Genomic DNA, 16916 nt, shown 5'->3' with positions numbered 1-16916 from the left:
AAGCCCTTATAACGCTGCTTCAACGATCTGTTCACATGCTCACAGCCTCATTTAACATTTGCTTTTCTTTGTCAAATGACTACATTAAGAGGAAGAACCTGCCCTCCGCAGCTACCCTGATGCGAGGGAAACCCCAGCCTTAGCAGGAGGCTCAGACCCGATGAAGATCAAGTGCCAGACGGCGCCGCTTCACACGGCATTTCAACTGGTCGGCAGCGTGGTGCAACAGCGGCCTACGAGGCCCATTCTGGCTGATGTATTGCTCTGCGCCAAGGAAGGCCAGATTGAGCTTCAGGCGACAGATCTCGAGATCGGCATTCGCCTTCAGATTCAGGGCGGCGAGGTGATCGAGGAGGGAACCATCGCGGTGCCGCAGGCCCGAGTGGCCTCGATTCTGCGTGAGACCGCAGAGGAGGCTCTTGAGATCAAGAGCGAGGATGGACACTGCCTGATCACGACGACGGACAGCGAATTCCGTCTGCCGACCGAGGTTGTCGAGGAGTTCCCCGAGCTGCCTACCTTTGATGAAGGGAAGGCCTATGAGTTCGACCGTAAGGAATTCGTCGAAATGGTGACCAAGACCTCCTTCTCGGCGCACAAGGGCAAGCACCGCTATGCACTCAATGGCGTGCTCCTGGTGATCAAGCCGAGCAAAGTGGAAATGGTGGCCACTGATGGCCGGCGCCTGGCCCACATCGAAAAGAAGGCCAAGAACCCCGCCGGGACGAATGAGTCGTTGATTGTCCCCACGAAGGCGCTGGACCAGATCATCAAGGTGCTGAACGATGGCGATGAGAAGGTTCGGATCAATGTGAGTGAGACCCAGGTCGTGGCGCGCACCCAGCAGGCGGTTGTCTCCTCGCGTCTCGTCGAGGGCCACTTCCCGCCTTATGAGAGCGTGATCCCAAAGGATCACGACAAGAAGGTGGACCTCGATCGCGAACGACTCCACTCGGCCGTGCGACGCGCGGCGCTGGTTACGAGCCCCGACTCCAGCACCGTGCAACTGTGTTTCTCCAAGAATACCCTTGAGGTCCGCTCTTCCGCGCCGGAGGCTGGCGAGGCGCGCATCAGCCTGCCCATCGAGTATAAAGACGAGAAGGTGGACATCAGCTTCAACCCGGAGTTCCTCACCGAGTTCCTGCGGGTGTTGGAGGAGGAGAGTGTGCGACTCGAGTTCCGGGACGCCGGGAGCGCCGGGCTGTTCCGCGCGGGGAAGGATTTCCTCTACGTGGTCATGCCGGTCAGCCGCGAATGAAGAAGCCAGCGGGACCACAACGGCTGGGGGAGATTCTGAACAGCTTCCTGGAGTGCAAGGGCCTCACCAACCGATTGAAGCACCTTGAACTCTACGGAGCCTGGGAGGAAATCGTCGGCCCGGGTATTCTCCCGCACACGCGGGTGGCAGGGTTCGCCCACCACAAGCTGTACGTGGACGTCGACTCCGCCGCCCACCTGCACGAGTTGCAGACGTTCCACAAGACGGAACTGCTGAGGGAGTTGCGTTCGAGGGTGCCGGGCACACGGGTTCTCGACATCGTGTTTCGCCCCTCGGCGATGCCCAGGAGGTAGTATGACGGACACGCAGGACTCGACCTATGATGCGAGCAAGATCAAGGTGCTTCCCGGAATCGAAGGGGTTCGACGCCGGCCGGCCATGTACATCGGCGACACGGGCATGCGAGGTCTCCACCACCTCATCGAGGAGGTGGTCGCCAACTCGATTGACGAGGCCATGGCCGGCTTCTGCACCGAGATCAACGTCCAGATCAACGCCGATGGCAGTGTGACGATCGCCGACAACGGCCGCGGCATCCCCGTGGACCTGCATCCGACGGAGAAGAAGCCCGCCGTCGAGGTCATCATGACCATGCTCCACGCCGGCGGCAAGTTCGACCACCACACCTACAAGGTCTCGGGCGGCCTCCACGGGGTAGGCGTTACTGTGGTGAACGCCCTGAGCGAGTGGCTCGCCGTCGAGGTGCGGCGCGGCGGCGAAGTCCACCACCAGCGCTACGAGCGCGGCAAGACGGTGACCGAACTCAAGGTGATCGGCAAGAGCAAGAGCAGCGGCACCGCGATCACGTTCAAGCCGGACAGGGAGATCTTCGCCGACACCACCTTCCACTTCGACACGATTGCCAACCGAATGCGCGAACTGGCCTTCCTCAACCGCGGCATCCGCATCACCCTCCGCGACGAGCGCAGCGATAAGCAGCGCGACTATCAGTACGAGGGCGGCATCGCCGCCTTCGTCCAGCACCTCAACGAGGGCAAGGACGCCATCCACAAGGACGTCGTCTTCTTCGAGAAAGAAGAGAGCGGGATCATCGTTGAAGTCGCCATGCAATACAACGACGGCTACAACGAGAACGTCTTCTCCTTCGTGAACAACATCAACACGATCGAAGGCGGCACCCACCTCTACGGCTTCCGCTCGGCCCTCACGCGCACCATCAACGCCTATGCCAAGGCCCACAACCTGCTCAAGGGCGACAACGCGCCCCAGGGCGAGGACGTGCGCGAGGGCCTCACCGCCGTGATCAACGTCAAGGTCCCCGACCCGCAGTTCGAGGGCCAGACCAAGACCAAGCTCGGCAACCGCGAGGTCCAGGGCATTGTCGAGGCGGTCGTCAACGCCAATCTCGGCACCTACTTCGAGGAGAACCCCAAGACCGCGCGGGCCATCGTGGACAAGGCGGTGGTCGCCGCCGAGGCCCGCGAGAGCGCCCGAAAGGCCCGCGACCTCACGCGCCGCAAGAGCGCCCTCTCCAGCGGCAGCCTGCCCACCAAGCTCGCCGACTGCTCGAGCCGCGACGTCGAGACCACCGAGCTCTTCATCGTCGAGGGCCAAAGCGCCGGCGGCAACGCCAAGCAGTGCCGCGACGCCATGTTCCAGGCCATCCTGCCCCTTCAGGGCAAGATCCTCAACGTCGAGAAGGCCCGCATCGCCAAGATGCTCAGCCACGCCGAAATCCAGACCCTCATCCTCGCCCTCGGCACCGGCATCGGAGCCGACGAGTTCGACGTCGCCAAGCGCCGCTACGGCAAGGTCATCATCATGACCGATGCCGACGTGGATGGCGCCCACATCCGCACCCTGCTGCTCACCTTCTTCTTCCGCCACATGCAGGAGCTGATCCGCGACGGCTACGTCTACCTCGCCCAGCCGCCCCTCTACCGGGTGCGCCGCAAGAACCGCGAGCAGTACTACCTCACCGACGAGGACTTCCGCGCCGCGCTGATCGAGCTCGGTCTCGACGGCACCACCCTCACCGCCGTCAGCGACGGCGCCACCTTCAGCGGCAGCGCCCTGCGCGAGCTGGTCGGCCTGCTCCTCGAGATGGAAGACCACGAGCGCACACTCCGCAAGCACGGCATCACCCTCGAGACCCTCCTCGCCAACCGCCGCGAGCAGGACGGCAAGCTCCCCATCTTCCGCGTCCACGTCGCCGGCGAGCACCACTTCGCCCACTCCGAGGAAGAGGCCCGGCTCATCGCCGGCCGCCTCGCCGCCGAGCGCGACGACGAAGAGGTCGAGGATGGCGAAGCCGTCCTCAACGGCTCGCTCACCATCACCGAGCTTCACGAGAGCCGCGATATCGAGAAGACCCTCTCGAGCCTGGAACGCCGCGGCTTCCCCGTGGCCGATTACTTTCCCGACCCCGACCCCGACGCGCCGCCCAAGTACCGCCTCAGCTACGAGAACGACGCCCTCGAGCTCAAGAGCATCAGCGAGATCGCGCCCGGCATCCGCACCGTGGGCGAAAAAGGCATCCAGATTCAGCGCTACAAGGGCCTGGGCGAAATGAACCCCGACCAGCTCGGCGTCACCACCATGAGCCCCGAGAGCCGCACCCTGCTCCGCGTGCGCCTCGAGGACGCCGTGGAGGCCGACCGCCTCTTCAGCCTGCTCATGGGCAACGCCGTCCAGCCCCGCCGCGAATTCATCGAGCACCACGCCCTCGAGGCGACCAATCTGGATGTGTGACCCGGTTCTGGTCCAGGTGGACATGGTGAACGCTGCGGACGTGGCGGACGGCCCGGCGCTACCCTGTCCACGGTGTCCGTTGCGTCCATACTGCCCATACGGAAGGCGCCACCCATGACCCCCGTCGGCGTCGGCCTAGTCGGCTCGCAGTTCGTCTCGACGATCCACGCGGAGGCGCTCAAGCGCGTGCCGCGGGCCCGGCTGGCCGCCGTGGCCTCGCCCACGCCCGGCCACGCCGTCGCCTTCGCCAGAGCCCACGGCATCCCGCACGCATTCACCGATTACCGCCGGATGCTCGAAATGCCCGAGGTGGACCTGGTGGTGATCGGCGCCCCCAACGATGTGCATTGCCAGATCACCTGCCACGCCGCTGCCGCCGGCAAGCACGTGGTGTGCGAGAAGCCCCTGTGTCTGAACCTGGCCGAAGCCGACCGCATGATCGCCGCCTGCCGCAAGGCGGGCGTCAAGCTCATGTACGCCGAGGAGCTCTGCTTCGCACCCAAGTACGTCCGCCTCAAGAAGCTCGCGGACGACGGGGCGCTGGGCAAGCTCACGCTCCTCAAGCAGAGCGAGAAGCACGACGGGCCGCACGCGCCGCACTTCTGGGACGTCGAGCGCTCCGGCGGCGGTGTGGCGATGGACATGGGCTGCCACGCCATCGAGTTCTTCCGCTGGATGCTCGGCAAGCCGCGCGTCCTCGACGTCTATGCCGAGATGGGCACCTACGTGCACGGCAAGAGGACCCGCGGGGACGACAACGCCCTGCTGGTCCTGAACTTCGAGGGCGGCGTCACCTGCGTGGCCGAGGAGAGCTGGACCAAGCCCGGCGGCATGGACGACCGGGCCGAGGTCTACGGCTCGGCTGGCGTGGCCTACGCCAACCTGCTCCAGGGCAACGCCATTCTCACCTACTCGGCCGGCGGCTACGATTACGCCGTCGAGAAGGCCGGGGCCACGAAGGGCTGGTCCTTCACCATCTACGAGGAGGCCTGGAACTACGGCTTTCCGCAGGAGATGGAGCATTTCGTGAACTGCGTGGCCGACGACCTGGAGCCGCTGGAGACGGGCGAGGACGGGCGCGCCGTGCTCGAGGTTCTCTTCGCCGCCTATCGCTCGGCGGCCGCGGGCCGCAAGGTCAAGCTCCCCTTCCGCACCCGCGCCGCCAAGCCCTACGACCTGTGGCGAGGCGGGCGCCCATGACACTTGTTTGTAGTGCGGCCTTCAGGCCGCATCTGCAAGAACGGGCTGAAGCCCGCACTACGAACGATCGGGGGATCCGATGATGACCGGCAAACGCGTGATGGTCGTGGGCGGCACCGGCAAGATCGGCAAACACCTGGTGCCCAAGCTCGTGGGCCTGGGCAACGAGGTGCACGCCCTCGCCCGCTTCGGCAAACCGGGCCAGCGCGAGCGGCTCGAGGCCCTGGGCGTGCGCTGCTTCACCACCGACGTCACCTGCCCCGCCGCCTTCCACGGCATTCCGAACGACTACGACGCGGTGTTCCACGAGGCGGCGCTGAAGTTCGGCTCCGAGGCCGACGCCGAAGCCACCGTCGAGATCAACGTCCGCGCCGTCGGCCGCGCGATGGAGCACTTCGCCGGCACGCGGGCCTTCCTCTTCGCCTCCAGCGGCAACGTCTACGCCGACGCGGCCGAGCCGGCCTCCGAGGCCACGCCGCCCCGCCCGCCCAGCCTCTATGCCATGACCCGCCTCGGCGGCGAGTGGATGGTGGACTACTTCAGCCGCCGCAACCAGACGCCGGCCGTGCTCCAGCGCATCTTCTACGGCTACCACGAGGAGTTCGGCGTGCCCACCGACATCGCCCGCCAGATACGCGACGGCGAGCCGGTGGACCTCACGACCGAACGCGTGAACTGCATCTGGCTCGACGACCTGATGGACGCGATGATCGCCTCGTGGCAGGTGGCCAGCGTGCCGCCGAAGGTGCTGAACCTCACCAGCCCCGAGACCTATGCGGTGCGCGACATCGCCGAGCGCCTCGGCGAGCTCATGGGCCGAAAGCCGACGTTCAAGGGCACCCCGAAGGGGACCAGCCTGCTCGGCGACGCGAGCGAGATGGCCCGCCTCCTCGGCCCGCCCAAGACCAGCCTCGACGAGGGCCTCCGCCGCATCGCACGCTCCGTGCTGGCCCGCGAACACCCCCTCGACCACCCCACCCAATGGGAGAAGCGCGACGGGTTTGGAAAATGAGCGGGAGCGGGAGGGGAACTCTCTCGCAGAGAGTTCCCCTCCCAGCCTCCCCTCAGAGACTCTTGCGACAGGAGACCGGCCTTGACCTCGCGCGAACGAATGCTGTGTGCGATTCGCGGCGGGCGGCCGGACCGCGTGCCCGTGTCGCCCTGGGGCTTCGGCCGCATCGCGCCCGACAGCGCCCTGGGGCGCGAACTGGTGGCGGCCTGCGACCTGTGGATCGAGGCCTGGGGCGGCGGCTTCTCGTTCTGCGGCGCGCGCCTCGTCTCCGAAACGGCCACCGAGACGACCGCCGACGGCACGCTCACCACCACGATCTACCACACGCCGGCCGGCGACCTCCGCTCGCGCCACCAGCGCACGGCCGTCACCTCGGCCACCATCGAGTTCCCCTGCAAATCGGCCGCCGACGTCGAGAAGCTGCTCTCGGTGCCCTACGAGCCGCTGAAGGCCGATTTCGCGGCGTTCCACGCCACAAGGGCCCAGTACGGCGACGAGGCCCTCGTGTGCTCCGGCGTGTGCAACGCCGTCTGCTGGCCGGCCACCGTGCTGTCGCCCGAGGACTTCTGCCTGCTGTGGGCCGACGCGCCCGACCTCTTCGTCGAGATGTGCCGCGTGGCCTCCGCGCGGCTCGACGCCTTCGTGGAGGCCGCCTGCGGAGCGGGCGTGGACGCCTTCCGCATCATCGGCGGCGAGTACGTCACCGTGCAACTCGGGCCGGCGGCCGTCCCCAGGCTCCTCGCCCCTTTCGACACGCAGCAGATCGAGATCATGCACCGCCACGGGGCCGTGGTGCACTACCACAACCACGGGCCGATCATGCGCTTCCTCGAGCCGCTGGCGGACCTGGGGATCGACTCGATGGACCCTTTCGAGGCGCCTCCCTGGGGCGACTGCGACCTGGCCGAGGCCAAACGCCGCCTGGACGGCCGCACCTGCATCGTGGGCAACCTCGACGACATGGAGGTGCTCGACAAGCTGCCCGAGCGCGAGGTGTGCGGCCTCGCCGAGGCGCGGCTCGAGCAGGCCGGGCCCGACGGCTTCATGCTCGGCGGCACCTCGTCCGGCACCTACGGCGAACACGCCGCGCGCAACTTCATGGCGATGGTGCGGGTGGCCGACGCCTATGCCAAGAGATGAAGAGCGGGGGAACCTTCTTGGGGAAGAAGGTTCCCCCGATCCCCCTCCAAGAACTCTCAAGATGGCCTACGCGCGGGGATGGGCCTTGCCGTAGACGCTCTTGAGCTTCTCGGTGGTGACGTGGGTGTAGACCTGGGTGCTGGCGAGGCTGGCGTGGCCGAGCAGCTCCTGCACGGCCCGCAGGTCGGCCCCCCGGTTGAGCATGTGCGTGGCGAAGCTGTGGCGGAGCGTGTGCGGCGTCACCGTGGCGGGCAGGCCGGCGGCGCGCGCGTGCTTCTCGAAGAGGCGGCGAATCCCGCGGTCGGACAGCCGGGTGCCGCCCTTGTTGAGCCAGAGAGCGCGCGCGCTGACGCGACGGCCGCCGGCGAGCGAGGGCCGGACGGCCAGGTAGTCGCGCAGCGCCTGAAGCGCCGGGCCGCCGAGCGGCACCAGACGCTCTTTCTTGCCCTTGCCCCGCGCCTTGAGGACCTCGCCCAGGAGGTCCAGATCCTCGAAGCTGACCGCCGCCAGCTCGCTGATGCGCATCCCGGTGCTGTAGAGGACCTCGAGGATCGCGCGGTCGCGACAGCCGGCCGGATCGGCGGGGTCGGGCGTGGCGAGGAGGCGGGCGACCTCAGCCTCGTCGAGGAACACCGGCAGGCGCTTCTCGCGGCGCGGCAGGCGCAGATCGCTGGCGGGGTTGTGGTTGACGATGCCCTCGCGCAGCAGGTATCTGTAGAAGGAGCGCAGCGAGGCGATCTTCCGCGCGGTGGTGCTGCGCGCCGCCCCCTGGTTCCGCAGGCGGGCCAGGTAGCCGCGGAGCTGCACCGTGGTGACCGCGGCGGGGTCGAAGTCGTCCGCCCCGCGGGCCGCGAAGTCGGCGAAGCCGGCCAGGTCGGCGGCGTAGGCGCGGAGCGTCTGGGGCGAGTAGCCGCGCTCGCCCTCGAGGTAGCCGAGAAACCTGTCCACGAAGAGCGACACGTCGGCCTCCCGGCCGCCCGGGGCGGGTCAGTCCTCGGGCTCTTTGGCGAAGAGGAAGCACTGGCGCGAGCAGCGGATCTCGTTGATGCGCACCTCGGTGAGAATGCTCTCGATGAGGGGCATTTCGCTCAGATGGGTGCGGGCGGCCCAGAAGACGACATCGGTGTTCTCGGCGCCGCGGCGCACCAGGGTGGCGATCTCCTCGAGCAGGGCCTCGTGGCCCGCAAACAGGGTGCGCAGGCGGCCGAAGCGCCAGACCTCCAGTTCCTCCCAGCAGCGCTGGCCGAGCAGGTGTTCGAGCCACCGGTGCCGCAGCCAGAGGGTCCAGTAGCGGCGGTGCCAGTCGTCCACCGCGTCGTGGCCGAGGTCGTAGCCCCGCTTCTCGCTCTCGAGGTACTTGTGGCGGTCCACCTCGGCCTGGGCTTCGCGGAAGAGGCTCTCGGGCTTCACCGCCGGGCCTCCCCGAGGATGCCGAGAAGCATCTCGAGATTGCGCAGGGCGGCCCGGGCGTCCACCAGGGGCGGGCCCTCGCCCCGCGCGGCGCGGCAGAAGCGGGCGAGCGAGGTCCGCATGAAATCGTCGCACACGCGTTCGCGGCCGCCCAGGCTCACCATGCCGCGGTAGACGCCCTGCTCGTCGGCGCGGGTGCCCACCTCGGCGATCTGGTCGTTGAGGCCGAAGCGGCGCGGGAAGGGGGCCTCGGGCAGCTTGGCCACGCGCACCGTGGCGGCCACGGTGCGGCCCGCCGCCGCCACCTGGAACCGGGCCGTCGTGCTCTCGGCCTCGATGGCCGCCCGCACCGAGCCGGGCCGCAGCTCGGCCTCGGGCAGCAGCGCGAGCAGCACGCTCAGCGGATGGGGCAGGAGGTCCACCACGATGTCGCGGCCGCGGGGGCCGTCGGGCTTGAGCTTCGAGGCCATCTCGCCGAAGAAGCGCTCGGGCGCCGCCACGGCGTCGGGCGCGAGCTGGCGGTACTCCTCCGCCGCGGCCGCGTACTGGGTGTTCACCGCCAGCACGAGCCGCTGGCGCTCGGCCACCCGCACCAGCCGCGCCGCCTCGGCCGCCAGCGTGGCGCCGGGCGCGCCCGGCCGCCACACGAACGGCTTCTCGCACAGCACCGCGCAGCCGGCCTCGAGCGCTGCCAGCGCGTGCTCGCCGTGCAGCGGCGGCGGCGTGCACACGCTCACCGCGTCGGGCCGGGCGCTGGCCAGCAACGCGTCGAGCGACGTGTAGCCGCGCCCCTCGAACCCGATCGCCTGGCGCAGGGCCTGCGCCGTGGCCTCCACGCTCCGCGGCGACGAGCCCAGGAAGGCCACCACCTCGCAGCCCAGCTCGGCGTACCACTTGGCATGGTGCCGCCCGAACCCCGACGCGCCCAGCACCGCGACCCGAAGCGACATGGCCCCGAGGACTCCTGGCCCCCAAGGAGACTACTTCAGCGCGCACAGCCCCCACACCACCGCGGCCACCGCGGCCACCACGCCCAGCATGCAGCCGAACACGACCACGCTGTCGCGCGCGATGGCGCGCAGCCCCTGCTTGCGCGTGGCGCTGTAGGCCACCGCGATCACCGCGCACAGCACCAGTCCCGCCACGTAGCGCAACGCCGACTCGCTCACGAGGAGGCCTCCGCCGTCGGTTCCGCGGGCCGGTCGGCCAGATAGTAGGCGTCGGCCAGCACCAGCACGTTGAACGCCGCCGACACCAGCGTGAACGTCATCCCCAGGTCGGCCACGGGCGATGGCCCGGGCGACACCAGGTTTCTCAGCCACGCCGCCGCGCCGGCGCCGGCGAGCGCCTGCCGCGCCGCGTAGTGCCCCACCGCGGCCGCCATCGCCAGCGGCCCGTTGAACATCTGGAGAAGGAACGCCCACTTGTGCCCGTACACCGACGCGGTCACCAGCCCGCCCATTGCGAGGCCCGCCAGGAACAGCCCGATCACCGACGCGCCGTAGAGCAGCGCGCGGCCACGCAGCCCGGCAAACCAGTGCCCGGCCCCCGGCAACAGCCACGCCAACAGCAGCGTCTGGCCCGGGTCCCGACCCGTCGCCACCGCCTCAGGAGTGATCGCCGACATTGCGCTCCCTTCCAATCACACGCAGAATGTACACCAAACCCGCCCGCAAATCAACCGACGCGCGGCGCCCCCGCGGCCCCCGAAGAGGCCCGAACGCCCCACCATCATACTTGCTCACTTCAGGAGGGAGGAGATTGAGCAAGTATGGCCGGAAAGGCCGCCGCGCCGCCCGGATCGCCCAAACGCCATACTTGCTCATCCCAGGGGGGGAGGAAATTGAGCAAGTATGGGTGGAGAGGCCGTAGAGCCGCCCGGATCGCCAAAGCGCCATACCTGCTCATCTCTCGGCGGCAGAAGAGCTGAGCAGGTATGGCGGCGCCGTGTCTGGTTTCCAAGACACGGCAGGCGAACGCGGGCGCCAGGATTGGGGCGATGCCCGTTCCCGGACGCGCGGTTGACTCGCCGCGCGGGGACGTGCTATACTCCGCCTCGCGCCGCAGGACGCACTCACCACTCCGCGCGGAGGCGGTTGCCATGAGACGACGACGGACCCTGCCCCTCCTCGCCCTCGCGCCGCTGGGCCTGCTGCTGGCGGGCTGCTCGGGCGGCGGGGCGCACGACGTGGACAAGCTGCTGGCCGACCTCTCGAACGCGGCGACCCGCTCGCGCGCCGAGCGCACGCTGGCCGAACACGGCCGCTCGGTGATCAAGCCGCTGAGCAACCTCCTGACGCTCAAAGACATCGAGAAGACGGTGAACGACTACGGCATCCGCCGCGACCCGCAGACCCTGCGAGCGGCGGCGGCGGAGGCCCTGGGCGTGATCGCCGCCAGGGCCTCGCTGGCGAAGGCCGAGGCCGAAACGGCGGCCGCGCCGCTGCTCGAGGTGCTGAAGGGCAGCGACCACGCCCTGCGGATCGCCGCCGCGAAGGCTCTGGGCCACTTCACCCAGCTCTCCGCGCCCGCCAACGACCTGGTCCTCGCCTTCCGCGGCGACGACGCCGAGCTGATCGCCGCGGCCACCGAGGCGCTCGCCCGCAACGCGCTGCGCTCGATCCACACCCTCGCCCCGCCCCAGGAGCCGCCGGCCGCCGCCGCCGAGAAGGACTGGGGCCGCCTGCTCGAACGCATCGCGAGCACCGACGACGACATCCGCCTCGACACGGTGCGCGAGCTGGCCGCCTCGCGCGACCCGCGCGCCGCCGACCTGTTGCTTCAGCGCGCGGCCGAGGACAAGGCCCGCGACGTGCGCTATGCCGCCCTGTGCCACTGCCTGGAGATCGCCAAGACGGGCCAGCCCGCGGGCTTTCCCGAGAAGCTCCAGGCCCTGCTCCCCGCCATGTTCGCCAAGGACGACGACAGCCGCGTGGCGCTGCTGGCCGCGCGGCAGCTCCAGCCACACGCGCCCGACCTCGTCGCCGCCTTCCTCGACCGCATCGCCACCGCCACCGCCCGGTGCCGCGACAAGCTGTTTACCGACGCCCTCGACCGCCGGCTCGACGCCGGCGCCCGCGCCGATGCCATCGAAGCCCTGGTGCTCCTGCCCAGCGGCGAGCGCGACGCGAAGCTCGCCGGCCTGCTCGACCCGGCCGCCGGCGAGCGCGCCCGGATCAAGCGGGCCGCCGCCGGCGTGCTCGCCACCTCCGAATCCGACGCCGCGCTCAGCGCGCTCCGCCAGGCGATGGGCGACGACGACAGCATCGTGAAACTGGTCGCCGCCCAGGCCCTCGGCCGCAAAGGCGACCTCGAGGCCGTGAAGTACCTGGTGGACCTCCTCGGCGACGAGGAGGTGAAGATTCGCGCCGACGCTTCCGACGCCCTCGGCACCCTGGGACCCAAGGCCGTGCCCGTGTTGCTCGAGCATCTTCGCGGCGCGCTCGACCGCATCCAGAAGAAAGCAGAGGGCCGCGCAGCGAAGTACACGGCCTGGGGCATCGTGGCGGGGCTCGGGCGCATTGCCGAACAGATCGGCGCCGAGGCCGCCGCCGCGGCCCTCGACCCCATCACGCTCGCGGCCGAGTGCAGCGACCCCGACGTGCGTCGCGTGGCCGCCGTGGCCCTCGCCCAGTTCAAGGACCCCAAGGCCATCGCGGCCCTCGCCCAGCGTCTCAAGGATACCGACGAGAGCGTGCAGTGGCACGCCGCGACGGCACTCGAGGCACAAGGGCCTGCGGCGCAGGACACCTTTGTGGCCGCCCTGCAGGACGACGCGCTCGTGGCGCTGGCCGCCGGCGCGCTGGGGCGCGTGGGCGACGCCGAGGCCCTCAAGCCGCTGCTCGACCGCCTCGGCACCGCGGCCGACGACGCCAAGGCCGAGGTTGTGTGGGGCGTCGGCGAACTCCTGCGTCGCCACCCCGCCTCCCCGCACGCCGCGGCGGCCCGGAAGGCCCTCGAGGCCGCCAGCAGGGCAGACGACGACTCCGAGGCCGCTCGCGCGGCCAGCTACGCCTTGCAGAAGCTCGCTCAGAGCTCCCCGAAACCGCACTGACACCGCGCCGCAACTCCCCGCGCGCTCGCACCGTAGCGTTGGCCCATGCCTGTTCCCTTCGCGGCGCCGGGCATACAACCCTTAGTGTCTCCTGGCTCTCGATCCCCCATTCTGTAGTCTTCTCCCCGAAAAAGCGTGCCAAATCGCCAAAAGGCCCTTGACAAGCGCGGGGCAGGCGATAGACTGTTAGGGGCAAAGTGGGGGAAAGCGGGGAATATTGGAGCACAGCGGCAGTGTTCCTCGGCGAGTTCACCCACAGCCTTGACAAGGAGTTCCGCATCGCCCTTCCCGCCCGACTCCGCGAGGCGGCAGGCGAGGCACTCGCCCAGGGCCTCTGCCTGACATGCGGGGCGGAGCCGTGCATCGTGGCCTACACCCAGGAGCGGCTGGCGAAGCTGCTGGCTGACCTGGAGGCCGATGCCTCGCTCGGGAAGACCGCCGTGCGCGACTTCAAGCGCGCCCTTGGCAGCATCACCACCACCGTGGTGCCCGACAGCCAGGGGCGCATTCGGTTGCCGGACTTCCTGCGCGCCCACGCCGCAATCGAGAAGGACGTGACGATTGTGGGCGTGGTGGATGCGATAGAGTTCTGGGGCGCCGCCGTCTACGAAAGCCGCGAGACGGCTCGGCGCGCGGCGTACCAGCGGCTGGCTCCCCGCGTGTTCGGCTGATCCCCGCCAGGAGACTGGCCCTGTGGCGCGCCTCGTCGCATTCCTTGTCGTCGTGGCCCTCGCGGTCGCCGGCGCCCTCTTCCTCATCTCGGAGCGCGCCGCCGTGACCCACGCCGGCTACCGCGTGGCGCGACTCGAGGGCGAGCACCGCAGGCTGGTCGAGGCCAACCGCAAGCTCGAAGCCCAGGTGGCGCAGCTCAGGACGCCGGCCGCGCTCGCCGGGAAAGTCAGAGACCTCCAGCTCGAGCTCCTCCCTCCCGACCAACTGGTGGACCAGCAGCTTGCGAAGGCCAAGGAGGAGGAGAAGGCGAGAGACAAGGCGCCCACCGTGGCCCGTGCGAAGAAGGGGCACTAGCGCCCGCGCCGCGCGGGCGGGGAGCGAACAGGTGACGCATGACACTGCGTGAAGCCATCCTCATCGGGTGTCTGGCCGCGCTGGGTGTGGTGAGCTTCCGCGAGCAGAGCGCCGCGAACCAGGCGCATCTCGCCGCGCTGCTCTGCCGCGAGCGCCGCGAGACCGCCGCGCTGGCCGCCTTGCGCGAGCGCGGCCGCGCGCTGCGCCGCGAAGCCGAGGCGCTGACGGCGGACCGCTACTACATCGCGCGCTTGGCCCGCGCCGATCTTGGCTGGCGGCCGGCTCCGGCCAGCGACCCCGGCCTGCCGCCCCTGGACGTGCCCGCGATGCCGCCCTCGGCCCTGGTGCAGAGTCTGCCCAGCGTGCCGCCCACGCTGCCGGCAGTGGCTCCGCCCCCGGCGCCCCGGCCTCCTGCTCCGCCCGCGGCGTCGCCGGCGCCGAGCGGGCCGGCGCGGCCGGCCCCCGACCGCTCGGGCGCGCAACGCACCCTCGCCGCGCTCGGCTACAGCTCGGTCGAGCATTTCCAGGCGAAGATGATGGGCACCCGCTCCGACGGCGTGCTCGACGAGACCACCGTCACCCGCGCGCAGCAGCTCTCCGAGCTGCTCCGCCGTCTCGGCTATGACTCGGTGAAGACGTTCCAGCAACGCAACCGGCTCCCGGCCGACGGCGTCATGGGCCGCCGCACCGAGCAGCGCGCGCTGGAGCTTCTGCGGCGCAACACGCCCGCACGGTCGCGCAGCTACGTGGCCGTCAATGGCCGTTGAGCGGCCGGCCGGCGGGCGGCAGGGGCCCTCGCCAGCTTTCTGGTTGGTGAGGGGGGAACAGCTCCGGGCGCCTGACAGGACAGGCGTCCCGGAGCCCCAACACTGCTCTCAGGAAAACGCAGGTTCCCCCCTCACCAACTCTTTCTTGTTGACGGGTCAATGGAAGCCAGGGAGAAGGAGAGGGAGACCTTCTTGAGAGAAGGTCCTCTCCTCGCCCCACCCTTCCAAGAACCTCTACATTGGGCGGCGGCTTCGCCTGGCCTCCCAGGCCAGGCGAAGCCGGCATCCAGCGTGAGAGTTTCTGAAGAGGGGTGCGGGCAGGAACTTCTTGTCAAGAAGCGCCTCCCCGCTCTGCATCTCTTGAGGTTCTCCTATGAAAGCGGTTCTTCTGGCGGCGGGCAAGGGCACGCGGATGCAGGGCTTGTGCGACGTGTTGCCCAAGCCGCTGCTGCCCGTGGCCAATCGCCCGGCACTCGTGCACACCATCGGGCAGTTCGAGGCCGCCGGCGTGCGCGAACTGCTCCTCGTCATCGGCCACCAGGCCGAGCAGGTGCGCGCCGCGCTCGGCGGGCGCTGCGGCGGGGTGCGGCTCTCCTACATCGTCCAACGCGACCCCAAGGGCACCGGCCAGGCCACGGCGCTGGCCGAGGATTTCGCCGCCGGCGAGCCATTCCTGATGATGTTCGGCGACATCGTGACCTCGCGCCGGCACGCGGCCGATATCGTGCGCCTGCATGCCGAGGAGAAGCCCGACGCAGTACTGGCCGTGCGCTACTTCCGCGACCCGGCCTCGGGGGGCGCGGTGTACGTCGAGGGCGGCCGCGTCACCCGCATCGTCGAGCGCCCGAAGCCGGGCGACACCACGACCCATTATATCAATGCCGGCCTCTTCGTCTTCCCGCCGCTCATTTTCGACCGCCTGCGCCGCGTGGGCCTTTCGCCCCGGGGCGAGTACGAGCTCACCGACGCCATCCGCATGCTCCTCGACGAGGGGCTGCACGTGCGCGCCTACGATCTGCCGGGCTTCTGGGTGAATCTCACCGACCCCGCGACGTATCTCGAGGCCCAGCGCGAGCTGTTCGGCGAGCTGGGCCTCGACCCCCCCGTGGCGATCGGCCCAGGCAGCTCGATCGGCCGCTGCCGCCTCGGCCCGCACGCGAGCATCGGCCGCGGATGCACGGTGGGCGACGGCGCGCACATCCGCGACGCCGTGGTGATGGACGGAGCGGCCGTCGGGGCGGAAGCGGTGGTGGATTGCGCCGTCGTCGGCCTCCACGCGGCGGTTCCCCCCGGCGCATGCCTCGTCGGCACGCCGGCCCAGCCCGCGGTGCTCCCCCACGTGCTCCCCAGGTAGACCCCGCCCGCTACGCCCACTGGGTGCAGGCGATGGGGATGCCTTTGCGCAGGTTGCCGAAGCACATCTCGTCGCAGTAGGTGCAGCGGACGATCTCGGCGAGGCGCCCCTCCCTGACCTTGATCGGCCAGTCGGGGTCGGCGATCAGGCCGCGGCCGACGGCCACCAGGTCCGCCCTCCCCTGCTCGAGGGCCTCGACGGCGCGCTCCACGCGGTCCAGCCCATTCACCGTGATGACAGGCACGCCGAACCGGCGGAAGGGCGCGGCCCGGTCGCCCGGCGCCTCGATGCTCGACGGCGAAATGTCCAGAATGTCCACCCCCGCCTTCACAAGCTGCTCGGCCAGAGCCACGCTCTCCTCGATGCCGTAGCCGTCGCCGACGGGCGTGTGGCGGTAGAGGAGCAGGCGGTCGGGTCCGATGCCCTCGCGCGCGGCACGCGAGATTTCCAGGGCCAACCGCATCCGGTTCTCGAGAGAGCCGCCGAACTCATCCTTGCGGATGTTGCGTTCGGGGCTGAAGAAGAGGTTGAGCAGGTAGCCGTGCGCGCCGTGGGGCTCGACGCCATCGAAGCCGGCCTGGGCGCAGATGCCCGCCGCGGCGCGGTAGGCGGCAATGATGGCGTGAATCTCCTCGCGCTTGAGGCGAGCCGGGTGCACCGGCTTGCCGAACGTGACGGGGAAGAGCTGGATGGCGGCGAGCGCGCCGCCCGCGTGAATGGCGTCCACGAGCGGCCGGAGGGTCTCGGGCGTCAGCTCGGTGCCGAAGCGGTTGACCGAGGTGGCCTCGACGATGACGAGGGCCACGCCGCCCCGCGCGTGGCGGCCGTACCATTCGACGCCGTCGGCGCCCGTAAGGCTTCGCAGGACGACCATCGGCGGCATGACGAGGCGGTTGCGGAGCGTCTTGCCCTTGACGGTCAGGGGCTGGAACAGCGCGTGGGTGTCAACAGCGGCCATGTCG

At 69.6% G+C, this 16916-nt stretch carries 17 protein-coding genes; 11 read left to right on the top strand and 6 right to left on the bottom strand.

What is annotated here, in order from left to right; all coding sequences use genetic code 11:
- The first annotated feature begins 160 nt into the window (after positions 1-160).
- From dnaN to PLE19_11140, 6 genes are all read left to right on the top strand, one after another.
- Positions 161-1258 carry a DNA polymerase III subunit beta gene (gene dnaN, locus PLE19_11165; protein ID HPD15504.1) on the top strand — a complete coding sequence of 366 codons (1098 nt, stop codon included), beginning with the start codon at positions 161-163 and terminating at the stop codon, positions 1256-1258.
- Positions 1255-1572 (top strand): DUF721 domain-containing protein, encoded by a 318-nt coding sequence (locus PLE19_11160; protein HPD15503.1) that lies wholly within the window; start codon positions 1255-1257, stop codon positions 1570-1572. The genes dnaN and PLE19_11160 overlap by 4 nt, the downstream gene beginning before the upstream one ends.
- A gap of 1 nt (position 1573) precedes the next feature.
- Positions 1574-3991, top strand: a complete 2418-nt coding sequence (gyrB, locus tag PLE19_11155) for a DNA topoisomerase (ATP-hydrolyzing) subunit B (protein ID HPD15502.1) — start codon at positions 1574-1576, stop codon at positions 3989-3991.
- Between the two features lie 114 nt (positions 3992-4105).
- Positions 4106-5191: a Gfo/Idh/MocA family oxidoreductase gene (locus tag PLE19_11150; GenBank protein ID HPD15501.1), complete on the top strand. Its 1086-nt coding sequence runs from the start codon at positions 4106-4108 to the stop codon at positions 5189-5191.
- 82 nt (positions 5192-5273) lie between these two features.
- Positions 5274-6203: an NAD-dependent epimerase/dehydratase family protein gene (locus PLE19_11145; GenBank protein ID HPD15500.1), complete on the top strand. Its 930-nt coding sequence runs from the start codon at positions 5274-5276 to the stop codon at positions 6201-6203.
- Between the two features lie 81 nt (positions 6204-6284).
- Complete coding sequence (locus PLE19_11140) at positions 6285-7343, top strand: uroporphyrinogen decarboxylase family protein (GenBank protein ID HPD15499.1); 1059 nt, start codon at positions 6285-6287, stop codon at positions 7341-7343.
- Positions 7344-7409: 66 nt separating this feature from the next.
- On the opposite strand, the gene xerC is transcribed toward PLE19_11140, so the two are convergent.
- From xerC to PLE19_11115, 5 genes are read right to left on the bottom strand one after another with little or no spacing between them, the layout of a single operon-like run.
- Positions 7410-8303 carry a tyrosine recombinase XerC gene (xerC, locus tag PLE19_11135; GenBank protein HPD15498.1) on the bottom strand — a complete coding sequence of 298 codons (894 nt, stop codon included), beginning with the start codon at positions 8301-8303 and terminating at the stop codon, positions 7410-7412.
- A 27-nt stretch (positions 8304-8330) separates the two neighbouring features.
- Positions 8331-8753, bottom strand: a complete 423-nt coding sequence (locus tag PLE19_11130) for a hypothetical protein (protein ID HPD15497.1) — start codon at positions 8751-8753, stop codon at positions 8331-8333.
- Positions 8750-9703 carry a Gfo/Idh/MocA family oxidoreductase gene (locus tag PLE19_11125; protein HPD15496.1) on the bottom strand — a complete coding sequence of 318 codons (954 nt, stop codon included), beginning with the start codon at positions 9701-9703 and terminating at the stop codon, positions 8750-8752. Before PLE19_11125 ends, PLE19_11130 begins: the two co-directional genes overlap by 4 nt.
- 30 nt (positions 9704-9733) lie before the next feature.
- Positions 9734-9922: a hypothetical protein gene (locus PLE19_11120; GenBank protein HPD15495.1), complete on the bottom strand. Its 189-nt coding sequence runs from the start codon at positions 9920-9922 to the stop codon at positions 9734-9736.
- Positions 9919-10380, bottom strand: coding sequence for a hypothetical protein (locus PLE19_11115; protein HPD15494.1), 462 nt, complete (start codon positions 10378-10380; stop codon positions 9919-9921). The genes PLE19_11120 and PLE19_11115 overlap by 4 nt, the downstream gene beginning before the upstream one ends.
- A 474-nt stretch (positions 10381-10854) precedes the next feature.
- Here PLE19_11115 and PLE19_11110 point away from each other — a divergent pair, with 474 nt between their 5' ends.
- From PLE19_11110 to PLE19_11090, 5 genes are all read left to right on the top strand, one after another.
- Positions 10855-12807, top strand: coding sequence for a HEAT repeat domain-containing protein (locus PLE19_11110; protein ID HPD15493.1), 1953 nt, complete (start codon positions 10855-10857; stop codon positions 12805-12807).
- A gap of 233 nt (positions 12808-13040) precedes the next feature.
- The gene (locus tag PLE19_11105) at positions 13041-13478 is read left to right on the top strand and encodes a division/cell wall cluster transcriptional repressor MraZ (GenBank protein ID HPD15492.1); all 438 of its coding nucleotides are present in this window, start codon (positions 13041-13043) and stop codon (positions 13476-13478) included.
- 22 nt (positions 13479-13500) lie between these two features.
- On the top strand, positions 13501-13833 hold the full coding sequence (locus PLE19_11100) for a hypothetical protein (GenBank protein ID HPD15491.1): 333 nt from the start codon (positions 13501-13503) through the stop codon (positions 13831-13833).
- Between the two features lie 38 nt (positions 13834-13871).
- A complete protein-coding gene (locus PLE19_11095; protein ID HPD15490.1) occupies positions 13872-14600 on the top strand; it encodes a hypothetical protein in 729 nt (242 codons plus the stop codon).
- Between the two features lie 373 nt (positions 14601-14973).
- Entirely contained in the window at positions 14974-15954 is a 981-nt protein-coding gene (locus PLE19_11090; protein HPD15489.1) for a sugar phosphate nucleotidyltransferase, read from the top strand.
- 10 nt (positions 15955-15964) lie between these two features.
- On the opposite strand, the gene PLE19_11085 is transcribed toward PLE19_11090, so the two are convergent.
- A complete protein-coding gene (locus PLE19_11085) occupies positions 15965-16912 on the bottom strand; it encodes an NADH:flavin oxidoreductase (GenBank protein HPD15488.1) in 948 nt (315 codons plus the stop codon).
- Between the last annotated feature and the right edge of the window lie 4 nt (positions 16913-16916).

Source organism: Planctomycetota bacterium, from assembly GCA_035384565.1.
In the GTDB taxonomy this organism is placed as follows: domain Bacteria; phylum Planctomycetota; class PUPC01; order DSUN01; family DSUN01; genus DAOOIT01.
The sequence above is the reverse complement of the archived record's forward strand: the minus strand, read 5'-3'. Positions and strand labels throughout refer to the sequence as shown.

What these genes read in the sequence shown, in the direction of transcription:
- PLE19_11090 (HPD15489.1), top strand. Translation starts at nt 14,974, where the DNA reads ATGAAAGCGGTTCTTCTGGCGGCGGGCAAGGGCACGCGGATGCAGGGC.
- PLE19_11125 (HPD15496.1), bottom strand. Translation starts at nt 9,703, where the DNA reads ATGTCGCTTCGGGTCGCGGTGCTGGGCGCGTCGGGGTTCGGGCGGCAC.
- PLE19_11160 (HPD15503.1), top strand. Translation starts at nt 1,255, where the DNA reads ATGAAGAAGCCAGCGGGACCACAACGGCTGGGGGAGATTCTGAACAGC.
- PLE19_11150 (HPD15501.1), top strand. Translation starts at nt 4,106, where the DNA reads ATGACCCCCGTCGGCGTCGGCCTAGTCGGCTCGCAGTTCGTCTCGACG.
- PLE19_11145 (HPD15500.1), top strand. Translation starts at nt 5,274, where the DNA reads ATGACCGGCAAACGCGTGATGGTCGTGGGCGGCACCGGCAAGATCGGC.
- PLE19_11095 (HPD15490.1), top strand. Translation starts at nt 13,872, where the DNA reads ATGACACTGCGTGAAGCCATCCTCATCGGGTGTCTGGCCGCGCTGGGT.
- PLE19_11110 (HPD15493.1), top strand. Translation starts at nt 10,855, where the DNA reads ATGAGACGACGACGGACCCTGCCCCTCCTCGCCCTCGCGCCGCTGGGC.
- PLE19_11115 (HPD15494.1), bottom strand. Translation starts at nt 10,380, where the DNA reads ATGTCGGCGATCACTCCTGAGGCGGTGGCGACGGGTCGGGACCCGGGC.
- dnaN (HPD15504.1), top strand. Translation starts at nt 161, where the DNA reads ATGAAGATCAAGTGCCAGACGGCGCCGCTTCACACGGCATTTCAACTG.
- gyrB (HPD15502.1), top strand. Translation starts at nt 1,574, where the DNA reads ATGACGGACACGCAGGACTCGACCTATGATGCGAGCAAGATCAAGGTG.
- PLE19_11085 (HPD15488.1), bottom strand. Translation starts at nt 16,912, where the DNA reads ATGGCCGCTGTTGACACCCACGCGCTGTTCCAGCCCCTGACCGTCAAG.